20 protein-coding genes are annotated in these 25,114 nt (G+C 60.3%); 11 read left to right on the top strand and 9 right to left on the bottom strand.

Annotated features, from left to right (window positions below; translation table 11 throughout):
- Positions 1-376 precede the first annotated feature (376 nt).
- From dnaK to SYN65AY6A5_RS07525, 10 genes are all read left to right on the top strand, one after another.
- On the top strand, positions 377-2,185 hold the full coding sequence (dnaK, locus tag SYN65AY6A5_RS07575) for a molecular chaperone DnaK (RefSeq protein WP_011429677.1): 1,809 nt from the start codon (positions 377-379) through the stop codon (positions 2,183-2,185).
- A 116-nt stretch (positions 2,186-2,301) separates the two neighbouring features.
- The gene (dnaJ, locus tag SYN65AY6A5_RS07570; protein ID WP_011429678.1) at positions 2,302-3,486 is read left to right on the top strand and encodes a molecular chaperone DnaJ; all 1,185 of its coding nucleotides are present in this window, start codon (positions 2,302-2,304) and stop codon (positions 3,484-3,486) included.
- Positions 3,483-3,746 (top strand): sulfurtransferase TusA family protein, encoded by a 264-nt coding sequence (locus tag SYN65AY6A5_RS07565; protein WP_011429679.1) that lies wholly within the window; start codon positions 3,483-3,485, stop codon positions 3,744-3,746. The genes dnaJ and SYN65AY6A5_RS07565 overlap by 4 nt, the downstream gene beginning before the upstream one ends.
- Entirely contained in the window at positions 3,743-4,834 is a 1,092-nt protein-coding gene (gene rsgA / locus SYN65AY6A5_RS07560) for a ribosome small subunit-dependent GTPase A (RefSeq protein WP_011429680.1), read from the top strand. Before SYN65AY6A5_RS07565 ends, rsgA begins: the two co-directional genes overlap by 4 nt.
- Positions 4,835-4,968: 134 nt before the next feature.
- On the top strand, positions 4,969-6,489 hold the full coding sequence (locus tag SYN65AY6A5_RS07555; protein WP_099812353.1) for a hypothetical protein: 1,521 nt from the start codon (positions 4,969-4,971) through the stop codon (positions 6,487-6,489).
- Between the two features lie 398 nt (positions 6,490-6,887).
- A complete protein-coding gene (locus SYN65AY6A5_RS07550) occupies positions 6,888-7,874 on the top strand; it encodes a pentapeptide repeat-containing protein (protein WP_168174247.1) in 987 nt (328 codons plus the stop codon).
- Positions 7,875-7,973: 99 nt separating this feature from the next.
- Positions 7,974-9,497, top strand: a complete 1,524-nt coding sequence (locus SYN65AY6A5_RS07545; protein WP_041438144.1) for a histidine kinase dimerization/phospho-acceptor domain-containing protein — start codon at positions 7,974-7,976, stop codon at positions 9,495-9,497.
- A gap of 95 nt (positions 9,498-9,592) precedes the next feature.
- Positions 9,593-10,372: a HAMP domain-containing sensor histidine kinase gene (locus tag SYN65AY6A5_RS07540; RefSeq protein WP_011429685.1), complete on the top strand. Its 780-nt coding sequence runs from the start codon at positions 9,593-9,595 to the stop codon at positions 10,370-10,372.
- Between the two features lie 64 nt (positions 10,373-10,436).
- The gene (locus tag SYN65AY6A5_RS07535; RefSeq protein WP_099884177.1) at positions 10,437-11,174 is read left to right on the top strand and encodes a response regulator transcription factor; all 738 of its coding nucleotides are present in this window, start codon (positions 10,437-10,439) and stop codon (positions 11,172-11,174) included.
- Positions 11,175-11,925: 751 nt separating this feature from the next.
- On the top strand, positions 11,926-14,787 hold the full coding sequence (locus tag SYN65AY6A5_RS07525; protein ID WP_143597115.1) for a glycosyltransferase: 2,862 nt from the start codon (positions 11,926-11,928) through the stop codon (positions 14,785-14,787).
- Positions 14,788-14,794: 7 nt separating this feature from the next.
- Here SYN65AY6A5_RS07525 and SYN65AY6A5_RS07520 read toward each other — a convergent pair whose 3' ends face one another.
- The 7 genes from SYN65AY6A5_RS07520 to rnc all read right to left on the bottom strand — a co-directional run bounded on the left by SYN65AY6A5_RS07520 (position 14,795) and on the right by rnc (position 24,089).
- Entirely contained in the window at positions 14,795-15,328 is a 534-nt protein-coding gene (locus SYN65AY6A5_RS07520; RefSeq protein ID WP_240527720.1) for a ribonuclease H, read from the bottom strand.
- 383 nt (positions 15,329-15,711) lie between these two features.
- Complete coding sequence (locus SYN65AY6A5_RS07515) at positions 15,712-16,812, bottom strand: phosphotransacetylase family protein (RefSeq protein ID WP_099812347.1); 1,101 nt, start codon at positions 16,810-16,812, stop codon at positions 15,712-15,714.
- Positions 16,813-17,010: 198 nt separating this feature from the next.
- Complete coding sequence (locus tag SYN65AY6A5_RS07510; protein ID WP_240527719.1) at positions 17,011-18,417, bottom strand: potassium transporter TrkG; 1,407 nt, start codon at positions 18,415-18,417, stop codon at positions 17,011-17,013.
- Positions 18,418-18,479: 62 nt separating this feature from the next.
- Positions 18,480-19,139, bottom strand: coding sequence for a TrkA family potassium uptake protein (locus SYN65AY6A5_RS07505; RefSeq protein ID WP_011429691.1), 660 nt, complete (start codon positions 19,137-19,139; stop codon positions 18,480-18,482).
- A 76-nt stretch (positions 19,140-19,215) separates the two neighbouring features.
- Positions 19,216-20,562 (bottom strand): ATP-dependent protease ATP-binding subunit ClpX, encoded by a 1,347-nt coding sequence (clpX, locus tag SYN65AY6A5_RS07500; protein ID WP_011429692.1) that lies wholly within the window; start codon positions 20,560-20,562, stop codon positions 19,216-19,218.
- A gap of 542 nt (positions 20,563-21,104) precedes the next feature.
- Positions 21,105-23,126: an NAD-dependent DNA ligase LigA gene (gene ligA, locus SYN65AY6A5_RS07495; protein ID WP_011429693.1), complete on the bottom strand. Its 2,022-nt coding sequence runs from the start codon at positions 23,124-23,126 to the stop codon at positions 21,105-21,107.
- Between the two features lie 237 nt (positions 23,127-23,363).
- On the bottom strand, positions 23,364-24,089 hold the full coding sequence (rnc, locus tag SYN65AY6A5_RS07490) for a ribonuclease III (protein WP_011429694.1): 726 nt from the start codon (positions 24,087-24,089) through the stop codon (positions 23,364-23,366).
- Positions 24,090-24,180: 91 nt separating this feature from the next.
- Here rnc and SYN65AY6A5_RS07485 point away from each other — a divergent pair, with 91 nt between their 5' ends.
- Positions 24,181-24,513 carry a hypothetical protein gene (locus tag SYN65AY6A5_RS07485; protein ID WP_011429695.1) on the top strand — a complete coding sequence of 111 codons (333 nt, stop codon included), beginning with the start codon at positions 24,181-24,183 and terminating at the stop codon, positions 24,511-24,513.
- Positions 24,514-24,570: 57 nt separating this feature from the next.
- Here the strand turns inward: SYN65AY6A5_RS07485 and SYN65AY6A5_RS07480 are convergent, their stop codons facing one another.
- Both SYN65AY6A5_RS07480 and SYN65AY6A5_RS07475 read right to left on the bottom strand, forming a co-directional pair.
- Complete coding sequence (locus SYN65AY6A5_RS07480; protein ID WP_099812345.1) at positions 24,571-24,825, bottom strand: hypothetical protein; 255 nt, start codon at positions 24,823-24,825, stop codon at positions 24,571-24,573.
- The coding region (locus SYN65AY6A5_RS07475; protein ID WP_143597111.1) for a zinc ribbon domain-containing protein at positions 24,826-25,114 on the bottom strand (289 nt) is incomplete at its 5' end.

The following is a 25,114-nucleotide window of genomic DNA, read 5'->3' as shown; positions in this document are numbered from 1 at the left end:
CGCAAGCGGTACTGGTAAGCGGTTCTCATGATGAATGCATTGTACCTGTTGAACGCTCCCGCCTCTCATCCCGACTCTGGCCGGCCCGCCCCCCTATATCCCCCCGTATACGGGGGGACTGGGGGGCTGGGATATAGGGGGGTACAGAGCGGGGCTTCCAGGACTACGTCCCGCTAGCGCGAACGGCGGATTAGCTAACCAAACTTGCTCACTTGAACCTTGACAAACAAAGCCGGGATAGCCTCAAAAAGGCTACAGTAAAGCTACGGAGGCGGAAGCGCCGCCTGAAGGTTTCTGCGGGATTCTGGGCAAAATGCTCTTATGAGATCCGTGGAATTGTCCTGGGTTGGGATTTGACGCACGGGGAGAGAGGGGTATGGGCAAAGTCATCGGGATTGACCTGGGAACCACCAACAGTTGCGTGGCGGTTTTGGAAGGGGGCAAGCCCGTGGTGATCACCAACGCCGAAGGAGGGCGCACCACCCCCAGCATCGTCGGCTTTGCCAAGAACAACGTCCGCCTGGTGGGCCAACTGGCCAAGCGTCAGGCGGTTACCAACGCCGAAAACACCATCTTCAGCATCAAACGCTTCATTGGCCGCACCTTCGCCGAAACTGAAGAAGAGCGCAAGCGAGTCCCCTACAAGGTGATCCCTGGCCGGGACAACATGGTGGAGGTGGTGGTGCAGGATCGCGCCTACACGCCCCAGGAGATCTCCGCAATGATCCTGCAAAAGCTGAAGGCCGACGCGGAGGCTTATCTGGGGGAGCCGGTGACTCAGGCGGTGATCACCGTCCCCGCCTACTTTACCGATGCCCAGCGCCAGGCCACCAAAGACGCGGGCACCATTGCCGGACTGGAGGTGTTGCGCATCATCAACGAACCGACGGCAGCCGCCCTGGCCTACGGGCTGGACAAACAAGATCAAGATCTGCGCATCTTGGTTTTCGACCTGGGTGGCGGCACCTTCGACGTCTCGGTGCTGCAACTGGGCAGCGGCGTGTTCGAGGTACAAGCCACCGCCGGCAACAACCACCTGGGCGGGGATGACTTTGACCAGAGAATTGTCGATTGGCTCAACCGCCAGTTTTTGGAGACGGAAGGGATCGACCTCTCCCGGGATCGCATGGCCTTGCAGCGGATGCGGGAGGCGGCGGAGAAGGCCAAAATCGAGCTGTCCAGCACCCAGGTTACGCTCATCAACCTGCCCTTTATCACCGCCGACGACTCCGGGCCCAAACACCTGGAAGTGGAGCTGACCCGCGCCAAGTTCGAGGAGTTGGTGCAGGATCTGGTGGAGGCTACTGTTGAGCCCACCGAGCAAGCTTTGCGGGATGCCGGCCTCTCCCCTGAGGATATCGACCGCGTGCTGCTGGTGGGTGGCTCTACTCGCATTCCCGCTGTTCAGGAGAAGATTCGGCAAATCTTCAAAAAAAACCCGGATCGCTCCGTCAACCCCGACGAGGCAGTAGCCCTTGGCGCAGCCATCCAGGCAGGGGTGGTAGGCGGAGAAGTGAAAGACCTGCTGCTGTTGGATGTGATTCCCCTCTCCATTGGCGTGGAGACCTTGGGCGGGGTATTCACCCGCATCATCGAGCGCAACACCACCATTCCCACCAGCAAAACCCAAATTTTCTCCACCGCCACCGACGGCCAGACAATGGTGGAAATCCACGTCTTGCAGGGAGAGCGGGCTATGGCCAAGGACAACAAGACCTTGGGCCGCTTTCAACTAACCGGGATCCCGCCAGCTCCCCGCGGGGTGCCCCAGATCGAAGTCTCCTTTGATATCGATGCCAACGGCATTTTGAAAGTCTCCGCCCGCGAGAAGGGGACGGGGATCGAGCAGAGCATCAAGATCACCAACCACGGCGGCTTGAGCAGCAGCGAGATCGAGCGGATGCGTCGGGAAGCCGAGGCCTACGCCGAAGAAGATCGGCGCCGGCGGCAGTTGGTGGAAGCCCGCAACCAAGCGGACAGCCTGCTCTACAACTACGAGAAGACCCTGCAGGAGCACGGCAGTCGCCTTAGCGAGATCTGCCTCCAGAGGGGGGCCCAGGCGGCGGGCACATTGAGGGCGCTGCTGGCAAATGATAACGTAGACTTAGCAACTTTACGGAATGCAATGGAAGAGCTGCGGGCTGTGCTCCTAGAGATGGGGAGTGAGATCTATGGCACTCGCTGAGGATACTCGGCGAAGGCTTTTGCTCAGCTCTGGGGCATGGCAGAGGGGCATTGCCTGGGCCATCCGGCAAGCTGTGTTTCCGGCGTCATTCGATCCTTGTTCTCTGAAGCGCTTCTATGGCTCGTGACTACTACGAAATCTTGGGGGTTAGCCGTGATAGCTCCAAGGAAGAGATTAAGCGCGCCTATCGTCGGCTGGCCCGCAAGTATCACCCTGACGTCAACAAAGAGCCAGGGGCTGAGGATCGCTTCAAGGAAATCAACCGCGCCTATGAGGTGCTCTCGGACGACGAGCTGAGGGCTCGCTACGACCGCTTTGGGGAAGCTGGGCTGAGCGGTGCGGCGGCTGCCGCCAGCGGGTTCCAGGATTTCGCCGGAATCGGTGGCTTCGCCGACCTTTTCGAGAGCTTCTTCACCAACTTTGCGGGAGGGGGAGTTGGCTACAGCCGCAGCCGCCAAGGGCCGGTACGCGGGGATGACCTGCGCTTTGACCTGAAATTGGAGTTTCTCGAGGCCATCTTCGGCGGCGAAAAGCAAATTCGCATCAGCCACTTGGAGGTCTGCCCGGTCTGTGGGGGCAGCGGGGCCAAGCCCGGCACAGATGTGAAAGTCTGCCCCACCTGTGGCGGCGCTGGTCAGGTGCGGCGGGCCACCCGCACCCCCTTTGGCAACTTTACCCAGGTCTCGATCTGCCCCACCTGCGGCGGTGCCGGCCGGGTGCTGGAAGAGCCCTGCTATAACTGCAATGGCGAGGGCCTCGCCCAGACCACCAAGAAGCTGCGCATCAACATCCCTGCCGGCGTGGACAGCGGCACCCGTCTGCGGGTTTCTGGCGAGGGGGATGCCGGTCGGCGCGGTGGCCCACCTGGGGATCTCTACGTTTACCTCTTCGTCGAGCCGGATCCCGACTTCCAGCGGGATGGTCTCACCATCTTCTCGCAGGTGCGGGTAAGCTATCTGCAGGCCATTTTGGGGGCTAAAGTCTTGGTGCCCACGGTGGACTCGAAGGCGGGCCTGGAGGAAGAGGCGGAGCTGACCATTCCGGCGGGTTCCCAGCCGGGTACGGTGCTAACTCTGGAGGGCAAGGGGGTACCTCGCCTTGGCAATCCGATGTTGCGGGGCGACCACAAAATCACCCTGGTAGTGGAGATTCCCACCCGCATCAGCTCGGAAGAGCGGGAACTGCTTATGCGCCTGGCCGAGTTGCATGGGGAACGCATCAACAAGCGGGACGGTTTCTTGGGCGGGCTGTTGCGGGGGCTGGCCCAAATGCCCGGCAACCGAGAGCGAGAAGAAGAATGACGGCAGAGGCAATTCCCCCCCACGAGGTGAAGCTGGTTCTGGATCAACGCGGGATCCCCTGCCCGCTCAACTACGTGCGCGCCAAGTTGCGCCTAGAACGCATGGCGCCGGGGGAGGTGCTGGAGCTGTGGCTGGATGCAGGAGAGCCTCTGGAGCAGGTGCCCAAGAGCCTGACGATGGCGGGGCATTACATTGAAGGGCAACAAGCGGCGCCCGAGGGACACCACATCCTCTGGGTACGCCGTGGGAATTTGGCATGAGCCACCGGAGCGCCGTCCAAGAGGAGGGGCAGGGATCCACTTGCACTGGCTGGGTGCGCGCCGCCCAGGCCAACTTTTATCGCGTGCGCATCGATCCCGAGCTGGCTGCCCTTTTTCCTGAGATCGAGGCGCATTTCCCGGCCCAAAAGCCGATGCCGGCGGAGCTTCTCTGCACTGCTCGGGCCAAGCTCAAAAAAATGGGGCAGTCGGTGATGGTGGGGGACTGGGTGGAGGTTAGCTTACCGCCGGCTGCCGACTCTCTCTGGCCGGAGCGGGGGGCAATTGAGGCCATTCTGCCGCGGCGAACTCAGTTGCCTCGACCGGCCATCGCCAACATAACCCAAGTCTTGGTGGTGATGGCCCTGGCCGAGCCGGAGCCCGAGCCCAACGCCCTCAGCCGTCTGCTGGTGCAGGCCGAGGCCAGCCACCTGCGAGTTCAGGTGGTGTTCAACAAGTGCGATTGTGTAGAGGCGGCGGTGGCAGAGAGCTGGCGACAGCGTCTGCAGCGGTGGGGGTATGAGCCTCTATTGGTCAGTGCCCTTACTGAGGCAGGGATCCCCGAGCTGCGCCGCCGCTGTCGGGATCAGATTTCGGTGGTGGCTGGCCCCTCAGGGGTAGGCAAGTCAAGCTTGCTCAACCGACTCTTGCCGGCTGTTCAGCTGACCACCCAAGCGGTGTCAGAGAAGTTGCGCCAGGGGCGGCACACCACCCGCCATGTGGAGCTGTTCCCTCTGCCAGAGGGGGGTTGGATTGCCGACTCTCCGGGGTTCAATGCCGGCGAAGGGATCCCGCCGGTTTCCCCTCAGCAGCTAATACGTTGCTTTCCGGAAGTGCGGGAGCGGCTGGGCACCTGTCAGTTTCGCGATTGCTTGCACGATCGGGAGCCGGGCTGTGGGCTGCGGGAGCTGGACTGGGAGCGGCGGGGGTTTTACCTACAGCTTTTACATGAACTCCAGGAAGCGCAAGCGGCAAACTCTGCCCCAGCTTGCCCAGGTCTCAAGCGAAGGGGGGAGGGGCACCACCTGACCTGCCGTAAGCAGAGCCATCGCATCCTGACCGATTCCGACCTAGACTGGCAAGAGGATTGAGGCGGATAGAGCCTTTGGCCCTGGTTGATTGCCTTCGCCGCTTCCTTACATGATGATGGTAGGACCTCTTGACCATGCTCCTCCAGAAACGGCCTTTTAACCCCAAGGCCTAAAACTCCCACTGAGCAGCTCCTATGGTTCTCTCGGATCCCCTTCACCTTATCGTCCAAGAGGTGCAGCAGGGCGAGTACGCAGACCGGGTAAAAAAGCTGGTTTACTTCACCTGCACCCGCACTTGGACAAACGACGCTGTCAAGCTGAGCGGGGAGGAGCTAAAGGCTCTGCTGGAGCAGCTCTACCGCGAGCATGCGACCCTGGAGGACCTAGTCCGGCGTTTTCGCGACGCCATCAGCCAAATCAACAAGAAGGCTGAATACGCCCGCGTCGCCAAACTGCTGCTGAGCAAGCTCGAGCTCCTCTATCACCAGTCTCAATCGGATCCCGGCAGCCCTCTGACTGCTTCATCTGGGGATCTGCCGGCTTGGGTGGCGCCTGCGCCCAGCTTACCTGTGAGATACGGCGGCCTACAACTGCACAAGCAAGACTACGACCCGTTCGAGTTGCGGGCGGGGGTGATGCAGCAGACAAGTCCCTTGCGGGCCAAGCTGGTTTTGTTCACGGCTTTGCACCACAGGCTAGAGCCCACGGTGCAAGGGTTGGCGGCCCTACGGCGCTACAGTCTCGACGAGCTGCTCAGAGCCCTTTACGACGCCTGCAACTCCCCGCAGGAGCTGGAAGCGCGGCTGCAACAGGCGGTGCAGCAGCTCCAGGAGCCGGAGCAGGATAGCCAAGCAGCTAACGCCGTGCTGCAGATGCTGCAGCCTCTCTACGTTTACGTGTCCCAAGAAACAATGGCCGGTGGGGGGCTAGCTGCCGAGACTCTCGCCGCCGATCTCGATTGGCTCAATGGGGAAAATGCCGTCGGCACTGGCGGGACGGAGTCCAGCCGCATCACTTGGCTGGAGTCCGAAAGCCCGAACGAGGGGGAAGCGACAGCCGAGCCCCCTGCTTTTTCTGCTCCTGCCGTTCTGGCGTCAGAGCTTCCAGAACCCTGCCGCCAACTGCTGCACCGTAGCGCCGGATCCCTGATGGCCACCATCGAGAACACCCTGAGCGAGTTGGGCAACGCCCTGGACGAAGGGCTGCAGGACGAGGATCCGGACCAATACCTGAGCCTCAAACACCAGGTGCTGCGTGGCCTTCTGAAAGACGTAGAGGGATCCGCTGCCCTGTTCAGAGGGATCCTGAGTAGGCTGGAGCAGTCGGAGTGGGGTTTGCTGCGGCCCGCCGGCAATGCGGGACAGCCAGGAGAGATGGCCGAGATGCCGCTTCAGGTGGGGGATCCCTATGCCGCTCTGCGGCAGGTGCTGGCCACCAGCGAGCTGGCCCGCCAAAAGCCCCAGTTGGAGCAGGAAGTGATGCGCTTGGTGCGGCGCAGCATTGGCGCGATCAAAACCGCCATTGAAAATGCCCTGAGCGAGCTGGGCCAGGCCTTGGACGAACAGTTCCAGAGCCGTCCCCTAGAAGAAGCCTTAGTTCTCAAGTACCAGACGTTGCGCGCCTTTTTGCAGGAAGTCGAGGAGATCTCCACCAAGTTCGCCGCTTTCTTGGCCCGCATGGAGGAGGCAGAGCGCCGTCTATTTGGCCTGGTTTGAAAACCAAGCCCGCCATTCTGGGATCCCGTCAACTCGCCTGAAGTCAGAGAGAGCTGTAGCTGTAGGAGCAGCCCCCCTCTCCCAGTGGGAGAGGGGTGGGGGGTGAGGGATGCCGCTTCGCCGCTGCCAACATCCAAGACAGCGCCGGGCGCGAAAGCCCTGACCCTCCTCACCCTTGAGGGCAGAGATTCTTCGGAGTCCCGAAACGAACCTTCAAAGGCGCTGTCCAACCGCTCTGCTGTTACCCTGGCGGCCACCCTACTTTTTTGGTCGCGCCGGCGAGGCCAAGTCCTTTGCCTTCCCTAGAGCCGATAATGCTGGCGCTCCAGTGCAGTGTCTCGCTTTAGAATGGCCATGAGCGCGGGATCAGCTCTCTTCCATGGATTCTATGGATGCCAATGGATGCCAAAGATCTGCTCCGACTGTACCGGGCAGGACGGGTTAACTTTGCAGGCGAGAACCTGGCCGCTCTGGATCTGAGCCGAGCGGATTTGATCGGGATAGACCTTTCTCAGGCCGACCTGCATGGTATCAACTTGATCTTTGCCTACCTGGGGCGGGCCAAGCTGCAGAAGGCCAACTTGGTGGGAGCGAATCTCAGTGGGGCCAACCTCAGCCAGGCTGACCTGAGCGAGGCAGATCTCAGAGATGCGCATTTGCACGGCACCACGTTGCAAGGGGCGGACTTGCACGGGGCTAACTTGACGCTGGCTCTGTTGATCGACGCCAACTTGCTAGAGGCGGATCTGCGCTGGGCCAACCTCACCAGCGCCAACCTGGGGGGGGCTTGCCTGCAGGGGGCCAATCTCCGTTTCGAGAGTCGCCGGGCAGCCGTGCTGCGCAGCGCCAATCTCAGCCGCGCCGACCTGAGCGGGGCCAACCTGGCGGGAGCGGATTTGACGCGGGCCGACCTAAGGGGGGCCAATCTCAAAGAGGCCAGTTTAATCGGAGCCCACTTACAGGGAGCCAACCTACAGCGGGCCTGTTTGCGCGGGGCCCTCCTCAGCAACGCCGACCTGAGGGGAGCTTCCTTTCTGGGCGGGGACCTACAGGGGGTGCAGATGGGGCGGGCCAACTTGAAGGAAGCCATGCTCAGCCAGGTCAACTTGGCGGAAGCCAACCTCAGCGAGGCAGATCTGGCGGGAGCCGATCTTTCCGCCGCCTGCCTGCGCTCGGCCAAGCTGGCGCGGACGGATCTGAGTCGGGCTAACCTGGCCGGGGCCGACCTGAGATCGGCCAGCCTGGTGGATGCCTATCTGGGCCGCACCAACCTGGAAAATGCCGATCTCCGCGAGGCCATCCTCACCCGCGCCGACCTCAGCACCGCCAACCTCGCGGGAGCCAACCTGCGCGGGGCGACTCTGCCAGATGGACGGATTGGGTGAGCAAGACGGGGATCCGCCCTGGAGAAGGTGAGGTTTTCCGCTGTCCTAGAAGCTCCACAACCGCTAGCCTACAGGGGAAGGGTGGGATCAAAGGGATCCGTGAACAGCCGCCGATTTCTGTCCTTGATGGAAGCCTTGTGGGCCGCTCTACCCTTGCCAGAATGGTTGCCGGGGGCGGGAGAGCGCTCTTGGCAGCAGACGGTGGCAGCCCTGCTCCAGCTATGGCAAGAGGTTGGACAGTTTGGCGTGGTGATCGGGGGGCCGGTCTCCTGGTGGCCCCCTTGGGTGGTGCAGGATCCCTTACCCCAACTGCCGCTGCCCATGGATGCGCTGCATCTTCCCCGCCACTCTTGGGAGCCGGCACGGGAACCCCCCTGGTTGTTCAGCCCGGATTTTTCCCCTGAGTCAATCCTCACCCCTGGGCAGACGGTGATCCCTCTCCTGCCGCGGGATCCACTGGTGGAGGAGCCTTTTCTGTTGCTGCTCACCCCTGTTTTTTCGGCAGTAGCTGCCCAGGGTCACCATCCCCACACCCGGCAGAGGGGGATGATGGTCTCTTTTGAGCCGGAGGTGATCCGACGAGCCTGGCAGAGCCTGGAGCAACGGGTTCAACAGGGCAGGCCAGACCGGCTGGCCGCTTGGCAGGAGTTGGCCCGCCACTATCCCCTGATGCAGCCGCATGTACGGGTGTTGGCCCGCTTCAGCAGCTTCCTTCTGCTGGGTAACCTGGCCGAGTTTGGATCCCCGCCCGCCCGCCTGCCCCCTGCCAGGGCAGAACAGGAGGCTGCCGCTGTGCCTCCACCGCCACCAGCAGCAAGGCAGATCCCGGCTTCTTCATCTTCCGCTTCCTCGCCGGCGCCTGAGCCTCCCGCCCACGGCCGCTCCTCCGCTCCCCAAGCCGAGCCAGAGCAAGCGGGCAGCCTCTCGGAGGCGGAGTTGTTGCGGGCTCTCATCCACGAGATCCAGACGCCCCTCAGCACCATCCGCACCTTGGTCAGCCTCATCCTGAAGCGGCGCGACCTGCCACCGCGGGTGCGGGAATACGTGGAGAAGATCGACCGCGAGTGCACCGAGCAAATCAACCGTTTCGGTCTGTTTTTCCAGGCCACAGAAACGGTCATGCCCGCTGCCACGCCAGGCGAGGGACGTCGGTTGCAACTGGAGCCGATTGCGCTGGTGGACTTGGTGCGGCAAAACCTGCCCCGCTGGCAGGAACAGGTGGAACGGCGGGGATCCCGCTTGGAGTTGGAGATCCCTGCCGAGCTGCCCGATGTGGTCAGCGATCCCAAAGCCCTGGAGGCGGTGCTATTTGGAATTATCGACCGCCTAGCCCGTAGTACTCCCGCTGGCAGCGGCATCCGCGCCCAATTGCTCAGCGCTGGCGAGCTGGTGAAGCTGCAGTTCCAGGTAAACACCCCCGAGGGGAGCGACACCCCTAGCCTGGAACTTAAGTCCCCTCAGCCAATTGGCCAGTTGTTGGTGGTGCAGCCAGATACCGGGGCCATTAGCCTCAGCCTGCCAGTAGCCCGAACCCTGTTCCGAGCTTTGGGGGGCTATCTCACTGTGCGCCATCGGGCTCGGCAAGGGGAAATTCTCAATATCTACTTACCCCGCCAGCTCTAGTCCGCCGGCCTGGAGCCGGTCTGAAGTGGCAAATCCCAGGGAGGATGGGGCTAGGATCGATTTGCTTGCTCCAGGAGAGTTGAAAGAGGGGATCCATGCCGAGAGCGAAAAAAGTTGCCGAACCTCACCCAGAGCCTGAGCCCGTCTGTGGGGGCGGGGATCCCAGGCCTGGCGGGGGGATCACTCTATCTGCCCAGCAGCTCTCCACCTTGCTCCACGAGATGCGCAATCCTCTAACCGCCCTGAGCACGCTGGCCAAGTTGTTGCAAAAGCGTCTGCCCCCCGACGATCGCAACCACTGGATTGGCCTGAGCATTGAACAGGAGTGCAAGCATCTGCAGGATCTGCTGGCGGAGCTGGAGCGCTTGGACGGGATCCCGGCTCCTCTCCAACTTCGGCCCCTCTCCTTGGCCGACCTGCTGCGGGAGTGGAGCCCTATTTATCAGGCCCTGGCGGAAGCGCAGGGACATCGCTTTCAGGCCGTTCTTCCCCCTTTCCTGCCGCCGGTACTGGCAGATCCCCGCGCCCTGCGCCAGGTGTTGGATAACTTAATCGACAACGCCTGCAAGTACACCCCGCCCCCCGGCGATATCCAGCTCAGGGTAGAGGTCAAGCCCGCCGAGGAAGCGAGAGGCTCAAGCGCCTCCTCTTGCCAGGAGGTGTGGATCGCTGTCTGCGACAACGGCCCCGGCATCCATCCTGAGAACCTGGAGCGGATCTTCGATCCGTTTTTTCGCGCCGATCCCTCCAAGCCGGGGCAGGGGCTGGGGTTGGCCATCAGCCGCGACTTGGCCGCCCAAATGGGAGGAGATCTCGAGGTGGAAAGCTCCCCCCAGGGCTCCTGCTTCCGCCTCAGATTGCTCACGGCCCAGTAGGGCTTAAATGGAGCAGGTATGTCTCTTCCAGCCAAAATCTTGAAAGCTATCCAGGAGCTGCACAATGGCCCCCTTCGCTCAAGCCAAATCCGAACCTGCCTCGGCACGGGCCCGCATCTTGTTGGTGGATGACGAGCCAGGCTTGCGGGAAGCAGTGCAAGCCTATCTAGAAGACAGCGGCTTTGAGGTGATCCCGGCTGCCAATGCCCAGCAAGCCCTGCAACTGCTCAGCACGACGCAGCCACAGTTGATTATTTCCGACATCATGATGCCGGGCATGGACGGCTACCAATTTTTGGCGCAAGTGCGAAAACTCGATCCCTACAGCCACCTGCCCGTGGTCTTCCTCACCGCCAAGGGGATGACCGCCGACCGCATCCAGGGCTACCGGGCCGGCGTCGATGCCTACTTGCCCAAGCCATTCGACCCGGAGGAGCTGGTGGCCATTGTCTCCAATCTCATCGAGCGCTCCCGCGCGGCCAGCCCCTCGGAGGTAGTGGCCCGCGAGCTGGCCTCGATTCGCGCCCTGTTGTCGGAGCGTACCCTGGCTGCCGCTCCTCCTCCACAGCCCTCTGCCCCTACCCCCTTGCCTCCACCCATCAAGGTAGAGCTGACGCCACGAGAACAGCAGGTGTTGGAGAAGGTGGCGGAGGGGTTGATGAACAAGGAGATCGCTAAGCAACTGCAGACCAGCGTGCGCAATGTGGAAAAATACGTCACCCGCCTCTTGAACAAGACGGGCACCAGCAGCCGCACCGAGCTGGTGCGCTACGCCCTCACCTACGGCCTGATCCGGTTGTAGTCCGCTTCCGTTACTTGCGCTCCCGCCTCCTGAACCAGCCGATCCCCAGCCCAGGCTTGCAGCTCCTTCGCCTCTTCCGGTTTGGTGGAAAAGGCCAGCGCCAGGGGCGCCGACGGAGGAACCAGCGCTGTCTCTGGCAGAACATCGTCAGGAAGCCTGAGCTGACAGGATCCCAGAAGCCAAGAGCTTCCAACCACAATCAAGAGAGGGGGAGAGTTTGGGGACGAAACTGGAGACGAAGCTGAGGCTGCGTGATAGCTACTTAGGCAGCTAGTGGTTGTAGCCAATCGCAGCACTTGGGCAGAGGCCCACGAAGCCAAGTTCTTAAGTAGAAGTTGCGCCTAGCACCATCTTCCCTTTAGCCTTAGCAAACCGAAGCGCATGGAATACTTGCCCCGTGCGCTACCGACGAGATGGGAATAGTGAGTATCCGAAGAGGTAGTTCTACCTTCCCTAGGAGTCCTCCCTTTTCCAAAAGTTGAAACCCTTGCTATGCTTGGGCAGAGTCACTTTCTCCGCCTGTAGGGAAGAGCACTAGAGGTTACTAGCTGTGACACAAGCCAAGAACTTCGAGCAGTTAGGAGCTTTATTTTGGCAAGGATCTTACTCTAACTTTTTTGCCCAAGCTGAGCAAGAAGGTATCCCTTCAATTCTCCTGGAGACCATTGCTCTATCCATTGCCCCTGAGTTTGCGGAAAGGTATGGGGGTGGATCTCCGGAAGGATTGCTGTGGCCACAGGCAAGGCGATTTTTGCAGGTTCTTTCGATTGTCTATCAGCCTGTTGCAGAACGCATGCGGCAGGAAGCCTTGAAGCTGCCCGCACGCGACTACCAGCGACTCCAGCTCCTGGGACACAGCCTTGACTACTTCGCCAAAGCTGGGGAAGAGGATTCTGTGTGGCTGGTGTTAAAACAAATCCTAGCAGATTGGCCACCCGACGCTTTTGCCAACTCCCTTTATGATCCTCCGCTGGGAGAGGAGGTGGCGCGCCTGTGGCTATTCCAGATTACTCGATACCTTTATGACCTCTTTCAAGATGAACCTGATGCCTTTTCATCTCAAGTTAGTTCCCTCTATCATTTCTACCATCGAGAAGCTGCTGTCGCTTATAGTCATTGGGTCGGTCAACAACGAAAAAATGACTCTGCTCAGCCAGAGCGGTACATCCCACCAGAGATTCGACTGGATGAACCTTTCGGGACGGCTCTTGCAGAAATCTGCAGGGATCCCTCCCTGCGGGTGGTGGTCGAGGTAGGGGCCAGTAGTGGAGAAGGATCCACAGCTGTTTTGCGATATGCCCTTCCTGACTCTGTTCGCATCTACAGCATAGAAGCTCATCCTGAGCGCTACAGGGAGCTGGCTAAGAGGGTAAGCGAGGATCCCCGCTGTATTCCCATTCACGCTGCTGCCCAACCTAGGATTGCTACAGTGGAGGAGGTGGAAGAATGGTTGGAATCTGGCTCTAGCATTTGGGCTCCCTATGGTCGAGAGCAGGCTTTACAGTGGCGTCGGGGGGATGAAGACTTACTCAAGTCTGTTCCCACGGATGGGGCAAGTCAAGTTCCCAATCCCGATCTTCTTCTCATCGACGGTGGCGAGTTTACAGGCTGGTACGACCTGCAAGCCTTCATGGAGCGGGGTGCTCGTCCCAAGTATATTGCCTTGGATGATATCCTTGCTTTTAAGAATAGCCGCGCCTTGAGGGAGCTTCCTAGCTGTGGCTACCGACTCATTCGCTGGGGAAATGCCCGCAACGGCTTTGCCATCTTTAAGGATATTAAAGCTACCCTTCCTATTCATTTCTTCACCATTGTATTGGATGGACAACCCTACATTGAGCGCCACTACCCTGTTCTCTGTCAGTTGGATAGGTTAGGGATCCCCTGGCAATGGGTGGTGGTTGAGGGCGTTGCTGCCTTGCGGCATGACACAGGGTGGAGTTTGGCCAACGGTGGCCGGATCCCTGAGGAGTATGCTCAAGGGCACAGCTTAGATGGCACAGTTGAATACTTGAGAGACTTGGCGGCCAAGGATACCCGTGTTCGGCTGGTTCAGAAGCCTGATGGCCAGTTTTGGGATGGCAAAATCGAAATGGTCAGGGCAGCTCAGCCTGATTATCCCTGCTTGCTGTGGCAGTTGGATGCTGATGAGATTTGGACAGCTGAACAAATCCGACGGGTGCATCGACGATTTGAAGCAGACCCCAGTTTAGAGGCAGCTCAGTTCTACTGTCGCTACTTTGTGGGCCCCAATCTTGTGTTGGACAACAAAGGCAAGTGGGGCAACAACCCTCAGATGGAGTGGTGGCGAGTTTGGAGGTGGGATCCCGCTGAGTGTGAGTGGCAAACTCACGAGCCGCCCATATTAACCCGAAATGGACAGGTTCCTAAGAAGGTTTTGACTGCAGACCAAGCAGAAGCAGAGGGCTTAGTGTTTGACCACTATGCCTATGCGTTGCGAAAGCAGGTGGAGTTTAAGGAGTCCTACTACGGCTATCAAGGGGCCGTAAAAGCCTGGGAAGAGCTGCAAAAAGCGGAAAAGCCCTGCTCGCTGCAGCCCTTTTTCCCCTGGGCATACGGGGATCCCTTAGTGGTAGAGGTGCGGGAGCGTCTTCACCTGTTTGTGGATGGAGTGTTCTTCCAATTTGCCCAAAGTGGTATTGCCACGGTTTGGCGCAACCTACTGCGAGAATTGCCCCGCTTTGGGATTCGCGTTACTTTCTACGATCGGGGCGGCATAGGAGAGCTACCCCAAGGTGTAGAGAGAATGCAGGGACATCCCTTTAGCTACGCCTACTGGGATGATCCTGAGTTGCGGCAAGCCTTTGCTTGGTCGGGGGCGGACGTTTTTATGAGCACTTACTATACCTATCTAGCTCCTGACGTTCCTCAGGTGCTCCTGCTCCATGACATGATCCCAGAGCTACTGGGTTGGGATCTGGCAGATCCCATGTGGCGCCAAAAGCACGCCGCCCTTGAAGTAGCCACTCGCATCATAGCGGTTAGCCAAAACACGGCCCGTGACCTCCTTCGCCTAACTGGGAAAGAGGCGGTGGTAGCTCACCCCGGAGTTGACACCAGTGTGTTCAAGCCGGATCCCTCGGCTACCCCCAAACACTGGCTACTCATTCAATGCTCGCAAGGAACCTACAAACGACACGAGTTGTTCTTCGAGGCTTATCAGCAGTGGTCCTACAAGCCCTTTCCTGTCCTTTGCACCGATGGGTCGTTTGTTCCAGAGACCTACCGGCAAGCTGCAGCTCCTCAGCCTGTCTTCAGCGCTCGCCTAGATCTACAGGGCATGGTTCATGCCTACCAGAATGCTGTAGCTCTGGTTTACCCAAGTGCCTATGAAGGATTTGGGCTACCGGTATTGGAGGCCATGGCCTGTGGAACCCCTGTCATCATCTATCCCAACTCTGCCTTGGTGGAAGCGGGAGGAGATGCTGCGTTCTACGTAGAAGATTCCCTGGCAGATACGATGGCTCAGGTTTTGGATCCGAAGCTGCGCGCTGAAAAAATCAGCAAAGGCTTGGAGTGGGTCAAGTCTTTTACCTGGGAGCGCATGGCCAGAGCGGTTCAGGAAGTCTTGCACTCTGCTGTGAGGCGATGAATTAGAATTACTTGGGTCGGGCGCGGGCGACCAGCTCATCCACATACTCGTTCCAGCGCAGACCCCGATGGGCCGGGATCCAGGCCACCCGCACCTGCGGGCACTGCTGCTTGAGTTGATACAGCTCCTGCACCAGATCCAAGTTTTCCACCGGCCCCGTGCGCCGCCGCCACCCCTGCGCTGCCCAGCGCTCCATCCAATCGTTGTAGGTCTGTACGCAAAGGTGGGAATCGCTGTAGATGGTGTCTATGCTGTTGCTCTGGGTGTCGCGACAATATTGCAAAGCCCGAATGAGGCCGGTCAATTCCATACGGTTGTTGGTGCTGGCGGGATCCCCTCCGTAAAACTCATCCACAATCTGGTCATCCTCAACCACCACCACCGCCCATCCCCCTGGCCCTGGATTGGGGGAACAGCCCCCGTCGGTAAAAATGCCACTAGGAGGGCAATCGGCCAGCCGTGGGGGAGGTGCTACTTGGCGGTTGCCCGGACGTAAGCTCTTGGCCATGATGGGATCCCTAGCCGACACCGGCAACTGCATTCTACCCCCTGGAGGGCCTGTCGGCGCCGTCGTGGCTGGAAAAGTATCTTTTCGCGCTACCGGCAGCATAAGCCTGTAGAGGCATCAGAAGCCGAGTTATTTGGCCAAACAGCGCGAATAAAAACCCCCAGAAAAGCTGGGGGAGGAGTGGTGTGTTGAGGTGATGAATACTTGCATGATATCTCTTGAAGCCGGTGGGTAGCCGCAAATGGCAAACGATCTCTGCGTTTTCTTGCAGAAATCATTGCAAACGGGAGCAAGCGCCAGACACTAGAAATCAGGACGGTAGAGAAAATCTGTTCCCCCTTGGTTACAGATAGTGTTTCTCATCTGAACATATGCCTTACTAAGGGCTAGATGTAGAGAAGCCCTAGATAACTTTTTTATGCACCTGCTGCCGACGCTAGGGATTGTGTCAGGCCCAGATGGGCATAAAGGCGGGAAAAGTCAAAGTTTGCTGACATTAACTCCTGGATGCAGCGAACCTTAACCTCCTCGTGCAGGCGGATCTGGCCGAAAACCCGCTCGATGCGATTGATGGTGGTGAAGGTATCCAGATCCACGGAGAGGATCGGCACTTCCAGTTCTTCGGCCCGCGCCCGGATGCGGGGATCCAGAGGCAGCTTGCCGGTCAAGATTAGGCAGAGGGTGGAGGTTTCCAGGGCGGCCAGTTGAATATCGGTGCGGTCGCCGCCGGTGATCACCGCCTTGTGCTCCAGCTTGCGGAAGTACTTCAAGGCGGAGTTGACGTTCATCGCCCCCACCGCGATGTCTTCGACCATCAAGTCCATCCGATCCGGGCAGCAGAGCACCTCGGCCTCCAGTTGCCGCGCCAGCTCCCCAACGCTGATGCTGCGCAAAATGCGGTGGGAGGGCAAAATGCCCAAAACCGGGATCCCTTGCGCCTCCAGAAAGGGTCGAACGATGGTCTTTGCCGGCTCCATCTGGTCGGGTGGCACATCGTTGAGCAGCACGCCGGCCAAATGGGATCCCAGTTGGCGGTGGGCAAAGAGAAGAGAATCGACCGCCAAAGGGGAATGGTAGCGGCTGATCAGCAGTACCTGAGCATCCAGGGCTTGGGCCATTTTGGCCAGGGAGAGGCCGAACAACTCGCCCTCGTAGAGATCGGCCGGGCCCTCTAGCAGGATCAAATCCGCAGCGGATCCCGTGGCAAACTTCAGCAGAGGGGCGACAGAGCGCGCGGGATCTGGCTCCCCCGGAGACTGCTGGATATGGGTCAGCAACGCCTCTTCGTCGAGCTGGAAAAGCATGGGTGGCATCTGGGTCAGCTGCAGCGTCTCCGCTACAAAGCGCATATCCGGGTCTATCCCTTCCGGGGATCCATCCTCCCGGGCGCAAGATCCGAGCGGCTTCCCATAAGTAATTTTCACTCCTTGTTGCTGCAGATGCTTGGCCAAACCCAAGACAGCCGCCGACTTGCCGCTGAAAGGTTCGGTAGAACCGATTAGGAGGAACTTGGACACGGAAAGCTCCCAATACGCAAGGGACAACGAGGGTGTAGCTGAGGTTACCTGTTACTCAGTCTAGCGGAGGCCGCTTGGGGGAAACCTCGGGGCTGCCTCCGAGGGAAGCTGGAGATTTCCCGGCGGGGCTGTGAGCTGGGGAACCACCTCCAACCTCTGCTCTCCCCCTTTGGATTTCCTTGTCCTCTGGTCAGGAGATTACCCGATTAAAATTGGCTCTTCCGGGTAGATCACCAACTGACGCGGTTGCTGCTGGGCCAAAGCCAGGACAATGGTTAACGCCCCCAGCCGGCCCCAGAACATCACCAAAACGATAATCAGTTGGCCGAACAAATTCAGCTCCCCCGTGAACCCCGTCGAGAGGCCACAGGTAGCAAAAGCGGAGATGACCTCGAAGAGCACCGGATCCAGCCTGCTGTGGTGGTGGGTAATTAAGATCAGCCAAGTTGCCAATAGCACCACGAACAGAGAGACGGTCAACACCGCTGCTGCCTTGCGCACCATCGAGGGATCCAAACTGCGCCCCGCAATCTGGGCGCTGGGCAAACCGCGGGCATAGCCCCACAAGGCCAACACCAACACTGCCAAGGTGCCGGTGGTGATGCCACCCCCCATGGAAGCCGGAGCTGCCCCGATAAACATGAGAGCCATCAGCAACAACTGACTTGCCGGGGTCAAATCCTCAATGGGGATCCCGGCGAACCCGGCGGTACGGGCCGAAACCGATTGAAAAAATGTCAGGCCCAAGCGGCGGGGCCAGCTTACCTCCTGCAAGGATCCCTGGGGCAAGCTCTCGGCCAAGAACATCCCCAGTCCGCCCGTGCAGAGCAAGACCACCACCACGACCAGGGTGATGCGGGTGTGCAGAGAGGGGCGGTGGCCCCGGGGCCAAGTTAGCAGATCCGACAAAACCGGGATGCCCAAGCCGCCGATAAAAATCAGAGCCGCCAAGATCGCCAGCGACAGGCCATCCGTAGGGATCCCTTCGGCGCCAAATAGATCAAACCCCGCATTGCAAAAGGCCGAGACCGCGTGAAAAATCGCCAGAAAAACTGCTCGCTCCGGCCCGTAGAGATCCCGCCAGTGCACCCAGAGCAGCAAAGCTCCGCCCAGCTCAATCAGGGTGACCCCGATCAACACCCGCCGCGTCAATTCGAGAATAGCCCCCGGATCGATCAGGCCCAGCGAGTTGCACAGCGCCAAGCGGTTGAGCAGGGAAATGCGCCGCCCGAGCAGTTGAAAGACCACCACCGCCAGCACCATGAAGCCGACCCCGCCAATTTGGATCAACAGCAGCAACACGATCTGGCCGAACAAAGTGAGATCCTCCGCCGCCACAATCGTCGAGAGACCCGTTACGCTCAGGGCGGACATGGCCGTAAACAGCGCCTCATTCCAGCTCAAGGGATCCCCGCGCCCAATTCCCGGCAGCATCAGTAGCAAAGTCCCCACCACCGCCAGCAGGCCCAACCCCGCGACCAGGCGCAGGGGCGGCGGCAGCGGGCGACGCCTGTCCCCAAAAAAGAGCCGGTGTAAGCGACTGGCCGGGATCCAAGAGGACTGAGGCAGCGTCGGGCGAGGGGTTCCTGAAGATCGGGGAGACACCCATCCCTCAGCCCCCTCGGGTTGCGGCGGCGGGACGCAGCCCTCTCTCATCGGATCCCCCGTTACATCTCGTTCAGCCGCGAGATGTTGGTATTGGCCCCCAGCACCACCAGCAGATCCCCCTTCTCCAGCAGGTAATCTGCCGGGGGAGAAACCACCAACGATTGTTTTCGCTTCACCACCAAAACTGTGATGCCGAAGCGGCGACGCAAGTCCGACTCCGCCAGCGTATGGCCCACCAGCGCCTCCGGCACCTCCAGCTCGGTGATGCTGTAACCCGGCTCCAGCTCCAATTGATCTAGGATCCCTGGTGCCGTCAGCACCTGAGCCAAACGTCGCCCCGCCTCCTGCTCCGGCAACACCACCCGATCCGCTCCCACCCGCAAGAGAATCGAGCGTTGCCGCTCTGTCGAAGCCTTGCAAACCACGTTGCGCACCCCCAAACTCTTGAGGGCCACCGTCGTCAACAGATTGCTCTCGAAATCGCTGCCGATGGCCACCACCACGGTGTCGAAGGAGAGAATATCCACCGCCCGCAGGGCATCCTCATCGCTGGAATCCAGCGCCACCACCTGCGTTAGCTGATCCGCCAGACGCTGCACAATCTCCCGGCTGCGGTCGATCCCCAAAACATTGTGCCCTCGCTCCATCAGCGTGAGGGCCAAGCTCGTGCCGAAGCGTCCCAGACCGATCACCGCATACTCGCGATCCGCCCGCCCCATGCGCCCCCTTGCCCTTCCTTGCAAGACCAAACACTGATCATATGCCGACGCAGCGGGATCCAGCAGGGCTGTGACCCTAGGCAGACTCAGGTTTAGGCAGGGTGGAAGGGTGAGGGATCAGCTCGTGCGTGGAACGGCGCTCCACCATCTCGGCCGTGATGCGCACGTATTTGATATCCCGGCGAGAGGGAACCTCGTACATCACGTCCAGCATTAGCTCTTCCACAATGGCCCGCAGCGCCCGCGCCCCCGTTTTGCGACGGTAGGCTTCCTTGGCAATGGCAGAAATGGCAGCCGGCTCGAACTCTAGCTCCACCCCGTCCATGCGCAACAGCTTCTGGGCCTGCTTGAGGATGGCATTTTTAGGCTGCGTCAAGATGGCCTCGAGGGCCTTCTCGTCCAGGGGATCCAGGGTAGCCACCACCGGCAGCCGCCCTATGAATTCTGGGATCATGCCGTACTTGATCAAATCCTCCGGCTCCAGCGCCTTGAGGGCATCGGCCAGGCGTTGCTCACGGGTAACTGCTAGCTGCTCCCCTGGCTTGATAAAGCCCATCGACTTTTTGCCAATGCGCTGCTCGATCACCTTCTCCAGGCCGACAAAAGCGCCCCCACAGATGAAGAGAATGTTGGAAGTGTCGATTTGAATGCAGTCTTGGTAGGGGTGCTTGCGCCCTCCCTGCGGAGGCACGTTGGCAATAGTTCCCTCCAGCATCTTCAACAAAGCCTGCTGCACCCCTTCGCCGGAAACGTCGCGGGTAATGGAAGGGTTTTCGCTCTTGCGGGCAATTTTGTCGATTTCGTCGATGTAGATGATGCCGCGCTGGGCTTCTTCCACATCCATGTCCGCCACCTGCAGCAGGCGCAACAGGATGTTTTCCACATCTTCGCCGACGTAGCCGGCTTCGGTGAGGGTAGTGGCATCGGCAACGGCAAAGGGCACATCCAACATGCGGGCCAGGGTTTCGGCCAGCAGGGTTTTGCCGGAGCCGGTGGGGCCAATGACCAAAATGTTGGACTTTTGCAGTTCCACCTCATCCAGCTCCGCAGCTCCGAGGCTGTTGGGGTTGGCCTTAGCAGCCAGCCGCTTGTAGTGGTTGTAAACCGCCACCGACAGAACCTTCTTGGCCTTCTCTTGGCCAATCACGTACTGGTCAAGGTAGCGCATGATCTCGCGCGGCTTAGGCAACTGTGCCAGAGAAGGCAAGCTGCGAGAGGATTTTCTAGGGGTTTCGCGACGGCTGGCAGCAGGGGCTGTGGCAGGTGGGGTATTGCCGTCGTAGAGTTCCTCCTCCAAAATCTCGTTGCACAGCTCCACACACTCGTCGCAGATGTAGACCCCCGGCCCCGCAATCAACTTACGCACTTGATCCTGGGACTTATTACAGAAGGAGCATCTCAGGTGGGAGTCATGCTTGGCCATGGGATCCTCGTTGCTGTTTGCTCTTGGCTATTGTGTTCGGCGAATTCCAGGAAAGACAGGACGCTCTGGTGCTGCTTAAACGTGGGGCGCGGCCGCAGAGGCGTAGGAATACTGAAGGGACAGAACTTACTGACCTACTAGTCTAGCACTTCCTTCCAGCTTGTGGGCTTCCTAAGCCGGCTGTAGAGGATAGCTCTGCGGCGATTGGATAGAAAGTTGATAAGAAAACCGCCCGACTCGACGTCGAGCGGCGGATGGTGTGAGGAGTGAACGGAAACATGCGTCTCCGCTACTCTCATGATAGTGGAATGTTCCTAACTCTGGCAGAGACGGTCGTCGGAAGCAAGTGGGCTTTTTGGTTCGGTTGGATACCCTCTGGAGCGGAACCAGGGTAGATCTTGAGCACCAAAAAGGGGAAGGGACTGTCCGTGTTTCGTCCTCTTCCCCCTCTGGCGTCCACTCCTCACAGAATCGCATGATAAACCATCGCCAGGGCGAGGACAAGCCGGCCTTCCCAAATTTTTTCTCGTCAAGGATGGAGATCACTTCGGATCCAACGCCAGCAGCTCCGCCTCGCTCAGGAGAGGGATCCCCAAAGCCTGGGCCTGCTTGAGTTTGGAGCCGGGATCCGACCCTACCACCACATAGTCGGTTTGGCGGCTGACGCTGGCGGTCACTTTGCCGCCGCGGCTTTCAATCCAAGCCTTGGCCTGCTGGCGGGAGAGAGTAGGCAGGGTGCCGGTGATGACAAACTTCTTCCCAGCCAGAACCTGGGAGACGGCAGGGGCCGCTTGCCGGGGCAGGGCAGGGATCCCCAGCTCCCGCAGCTCCTGCAGCAACTTCTGGTGGGCGGGATCGGCAAACCAGGCCACCACCGCCTCGGCAATTTCCGCCCCTATCCCGTAGATTTGGGCGATGTCTTCAGCCCTGGCCTGGGCCAAGAGTTCTGGGGCGGGGAAATGCTGGGCCAAAATCTGGGCGGTCACCACCCCCACATGGGGGATCCCCAGCCCGTAGAGCACGCGCTCCCAGGGCTGTTGACGGGAGCGCTGGATGGCCTGCACCAGCTTCTGGCTGGAACGGGATCCCATCCCCTCCAGGCTCTCCAAGTGTTCCGGGGTGAGGCGGTAGAGATCGGCCACGGTGCGCACCCCCAGCTTTTCTACTAACTGGGCCACCCGCTTTTCCCCCAGGCCCTCGATATCCATGGCGTCGCGGCTGGCCCAGTGCTGCAGTTGCCCCCTGATCTTGGCCGGACAAGCTGGGTTGGGGCAGCGGGTTATCGCCTCGCCGGCAGGGCGAACCAAAAGGGTGCCGCACTCGGGACAGTGGCTGGGCAGGCGGTAGGGAACGGCATCGGGGGGGCGCAGCTCCTTGAGGATCCCCACCACCTCAGGGATGATCTCCCCGGCCTTGCGCACGATGGCGGTGTCGCCGATGTGGACATCCAGCTCTTCCAGGCGATCGGCATTGTGCAGGCTGGCGCGGCTGACGGTGGTGCCCGCCAGAAGAACCGGCTCCAGCTCCGCCACCGGCGTGACGGCTCCGGTGCGGCCTACGCTGGCCACGATGGCGCGAATGCGGGTGGGGACTTCCTGGGCAGGGTATTTGAGGGCAATGGCCCAGCGGGGGAATTTTTGCGTAAAGCCGGCCTCCTCTTGCAGCCGCAGGGAGTTGAGCTTCACTACCACACCGTCACAGGCATAGGGAAGCTGGGCCTGCCGCCACCGCTCGTAGAACTGGACCACCTCCTCGAGGCCCCGGCACACCTGGGACAGAGGATTGACGGGCAATCCCAGGTCTTTTAGCCGCTGCAGACACTCCCACTGGGTTTGGGGGGGATCCCCGCTTGGCCACCCCTCCGGCCAGTGGAGGGCATAGGCGAAGAAGCTGAGCTTGCGGGCGGCAACCACGCGGCTATCCAACTGGCGCAAGGTGCCGGCGGCGCAGTTGCGCGGGTTGGCAAAGGGGGGATCCCCGGCGGAGCATCGCTCCCGGTTGATGCGCTCGAACTCAGCAATGGGGAGATAGGCCTCTCCTCGCACCTCCAGGACCGGCGGGGGAGCGGCGGTTGCCAAGCGCAGGGGAATAGAAGGGATGGCGCGGATATTGGGGGTAATGTCCTCACCTGACTGTCCATCGCCGCGGGTGGCCCCCCGCTGCAGCAGCCCATCCACATAGGTAAGAGCCAGGGCAGCGCCGTCAATTTTCAGCTCGCACACATATTCCAGCTCCCCTTCCTCAGGGGTGCGCCCCAGAACCCGCCACAGGCGCTCTTGCCATTCCTTTAGCTCTTCCAGGTTGAAGGCGTTTTCCAGACTGTAGAGGGGGATGCGGTGGGAAACGGTGGGGAACTGCTCGGCGGGCTTTTCCCCTACCCGCTGGGTGGGGCTGTCGGGGGTGATGAGCTCGGGGTAGGCCCGCTCCAGCTCCTGCAGCTCGCGGTAGAGGCGGTCGTAAACGCTGTCTTCCAGAATGGGGGCATCGTGGACGTAGTAGGCAATGCTGGCCTTCTGCAGCAGAGCGCGCAGCTCGCGGGCGCGCTGTTCCAATTTTGGATCCATACTCTTGTTGCACCGTTGGCTAGGTCTAGCTTAGGTTCAACGCTCTCATCTCTCTCAGGCTGCCGCTGCTCTGCCCCCTTGTCAGCCTAACCCCCAAAAAGCTGGGCAATGCAGATCCCAGCTTGCAGCTGCAGGCGAGATGAGGCGAGAACTCCCCGTAGAAGCGGGCTGGCGGTGCCGGAAGCAGAGGCCGGCTACCACAGCGGTTGCCACCCATGGAGCGCCTCGTAGTGGCGCCTACCTTATTTCCTGCGACTGCAAGTGCCCGTAGGCTTGGGCCGCAGCGGCCATTTCTGCCGCCTTTTTGGAGCGCCCCTCGCCGCGGCCCCAACATTGGCCGTGGCCCCAAACTTCCATGGTGAAGTGCGGCGGGTGTTCCCGGGCAGCCACCAGACGATATTCCGGCAAGGTGCCCCATAGGCGTTGGGTCAGTTCCTGCAGCGCGGCTTTCGGGTTGCGCCGAGTGGGATCCTGGAACCACTGCTCCACCCGTTGGCGAAAGTAGGGATCCAGCCAAGGATGCAGCCGGGCCAGGGTGTGCATGCCCCAGCTCAGGTATAGGGATCCCAACACCGCCTCAAAAGCATCGGCTAAGCGCCGCTCCCGTCCGGCCAGGTCGTTTTGGGAGCTGGATCCCACCTCAAGGTAGCGCTCTAGGCCATGCAGATCCGCCAGTTCCGCCAGGTGGGCATCGCTGATCAGATCCGAGCGAACTGCGGTCAGCTCTCCCACCGACAAGTGGGGATAGGACTGGAACAAGAACTCAGTGGCCAAAATGCGCAGGACAGAATCCCCTAAGAACTCCAGCCGGTCGTTGTTGCGCTGGCCATCCAGAGAAGGGTGAATCAAAGCTTGATCCAACAGATCCCAGCGCAGTTGCTCCAGCCAGGCGGGATCCTTGAACCCCAACCGGTTCAGCAGGTGCTCTAAGGCGCGGCGACGAGGTGGGATCGGCTCAACCATAAAACCTGCGGCAAAATCTCTACACCTAGAATGCTCTCAGTGCTCACCTTGTGCTACAGGAGTAGTATAAGCCTTTGGAGAGGATCCCTGCATGCATGCCCACGCCCACCCTCGCACTCCCACCACCGAGATGGAGGTGACCAGCATTCGTCTGGAGCGGGAACTGAAGCAACGACTGAAGGCGTTGGCCGGCGGCCAGGGCTACCAGGCCTTGATCCGCGAAATTCTCTGGGGCTATGTCTTGCGCCACTCTCAAGAGGCTGCCACCCTCACCGCCGAGGATATTCAGGCCAGTTTCCCCGCCACGGCTCAGCGGCCCCAGCGTTGCGCCCTCACTGGCCAGGCCATCCAGCCACAGGAGCCGATGCTGCTGGGGTTGACTACGGACGGGAAATTGGTTCCCCTCAGCCCTGCCAGCCTCTGATTCTGGAACTCGAGTTAGTCCAGAGAGCCCTGGAGCAACCGACTCGACCGGCTTCTGCTAAGTTCCGCGGATTTCTCGATATCTTCTGGCGCGTTCTTCGGCGGGATCAGGGGCTTGCGCCTTGGCAACGGCCTCTTGCAGTTGTGCCATCACTGCTTCTGGGGGGTCGGCAGAGCGGACGACGTAGAACATCAAGTTAATGGCTTCGGCGGCCGTCAGCTTAAGGTTCTCTTTTTCTTTTGGCACCAGCGCGATCTTGCCGTCTGTTGTCGTAATCGCCGTATGGGATCCTTTGGCAAGAATCTGATACATTTACGCTGAACACTGCTGAGCATTACTGCTCAGCGGTGAAGCGATAGCATTCTGTCCGTTTCCGTTGTCACTACGCGACGCTGACGCGACCGCGCTACTCGGACGGAGTCCAAACAGAAAGGCGGTATCCCGCAAAGCCCTGAGCATAACACCCAGAGCGCCTTGCCAATCTCGTGGTAGCCTATGGTTGCACTTTGGGCATCTAAACACCTTTGCGCCACCCAACTTGGTGTGGATGTGCCCGCACTTGGTACAGGTTTTGCTGGTGTACGCTTCCGATACTTCCACG

It is taken from the genome of Synechococcus sp. 65AY6A5 (assembly GCF_002760415.1).
Lineage (GTDB): Bacteria > Cyanobacteriota > Cyanobacteriia > Thermostichales > Thermostichaceae > Thermostichus.
Note: the sequence above shows the minus strand (reverse complement) of the source record. Positions and strands in the feature narration are given on the sequence as shown.

Excerpts from the sequence above, each read along its gene's own strand:
- dnaK (WP_011429677.1), top strand. The coding sequence starts at position 377 with ATGGGCAAAGTCATCGGGATTGACCTGGGAACCACCAACAGTTGCGTG.
- dnaJ (WP_011429678.1), top strand. The coding sequence starts at position 2,302 with ATGGCTCGTGACTACTACGAAATCTTGGGGGTTAGCCGTGATAGCTCC.
- SYN65AY6A5_RS07565 (WP_011429679.1), top strand. The coding sequence starts at position 3,483 with ATGACGGCAGAGGCAATTCCCCCCCACGAGGTGAAGCTGGTTCTGGAT.
- rsgA (WP_011429680.1), top strand. The coding sequence starts at position 3,743 with ATGAGCCACCGGAGCGCCGTCCAAGAGGAGGGGCAGGGATCCACTTGC.
- SYN65AY6A5_RS07555 (WP_099812353.1), top strand. The coding sequence starts at position 4,969 with ATGGTTCTCTCGGATCCCCTTCACCTTATCGTCCAAGAGGTGCAGCAG.
- SYN65AY6A5_RS07550 (WP_168174247.1), top strand. The coding sequence starts at position 6,888 with ATGGATGCCAAAGATCTGCTCCGACTGTACCGGGCAGGACGGGTTAAC.
- SYN65AY6A5_RS07540 (WP_011429685.1), top strand. The coding sequence starts at position 9,593 with ATGCCGAGAGCGAAAAAAGTTGCCGAACCTCACCCAGAGCCTGAGCCC.
- SYN65AY6A5_RS07535 (WP_099884177.1), top strand. The coding sequence starts at position 10,437 with ATGGCCCCCTTCGCTCAAGCCAAATCCGAACCTGCCTCGGCACGGGCC.
- SYN65AY6A5_RS07520 (WP_240527720.1), bottom strand. The coding sequence starts at position 15,328 with ATGCAGTTGCCGGTGTCGGCTAGGGATCCCATCATGGCCAAGAGCTTA.
- SYN65AY6A5_RS07505 (WP_011429691.1), bottom strand. The coding sequence starts at position 19,139 with ATGGGGCGGGCGGATCGCGAGTATGCGGTGATCGGTCTGGGACGCTTC.
- clpX (WP_011429692.1), bottom strand. The coding sequence starts at position 20,562 with ATGGCCAAGCATGACTCCCACCTGAGATGCTCCTTCTGTAATAAGTCC.
- ligA (WP_011429693.1), bottom strand. The coding sequence starts at position 23,126 with ATGGATCCAAAATTGGAACAGCGCGCCCGCGAGCTGCGCGCTCTGCTG.
- rnc (WP_011429694.1), bottom strand. The coding sequence starts at position 24,089 with ATGGTTGAGCCGATCCCACCTCGTCGCCGCGCCTTAGAGCACCTGCTG.
- SYN65AY6A5_RS07485 (WP_011429695.1), top strand. The coding sequence starts at position 24,181 with ATGCATGCCCACGCCCACCCTCGCACTCCCACCACCGAGATGGAGGTG.
- SYN65AY6A5_RS07480 (WP_099812345.1), bottom strand. The coding sequence starts at position 24,825 with ATGTATCAGATTCTTGCCAAAGGATCCCATACGGCGATTACGACAACA.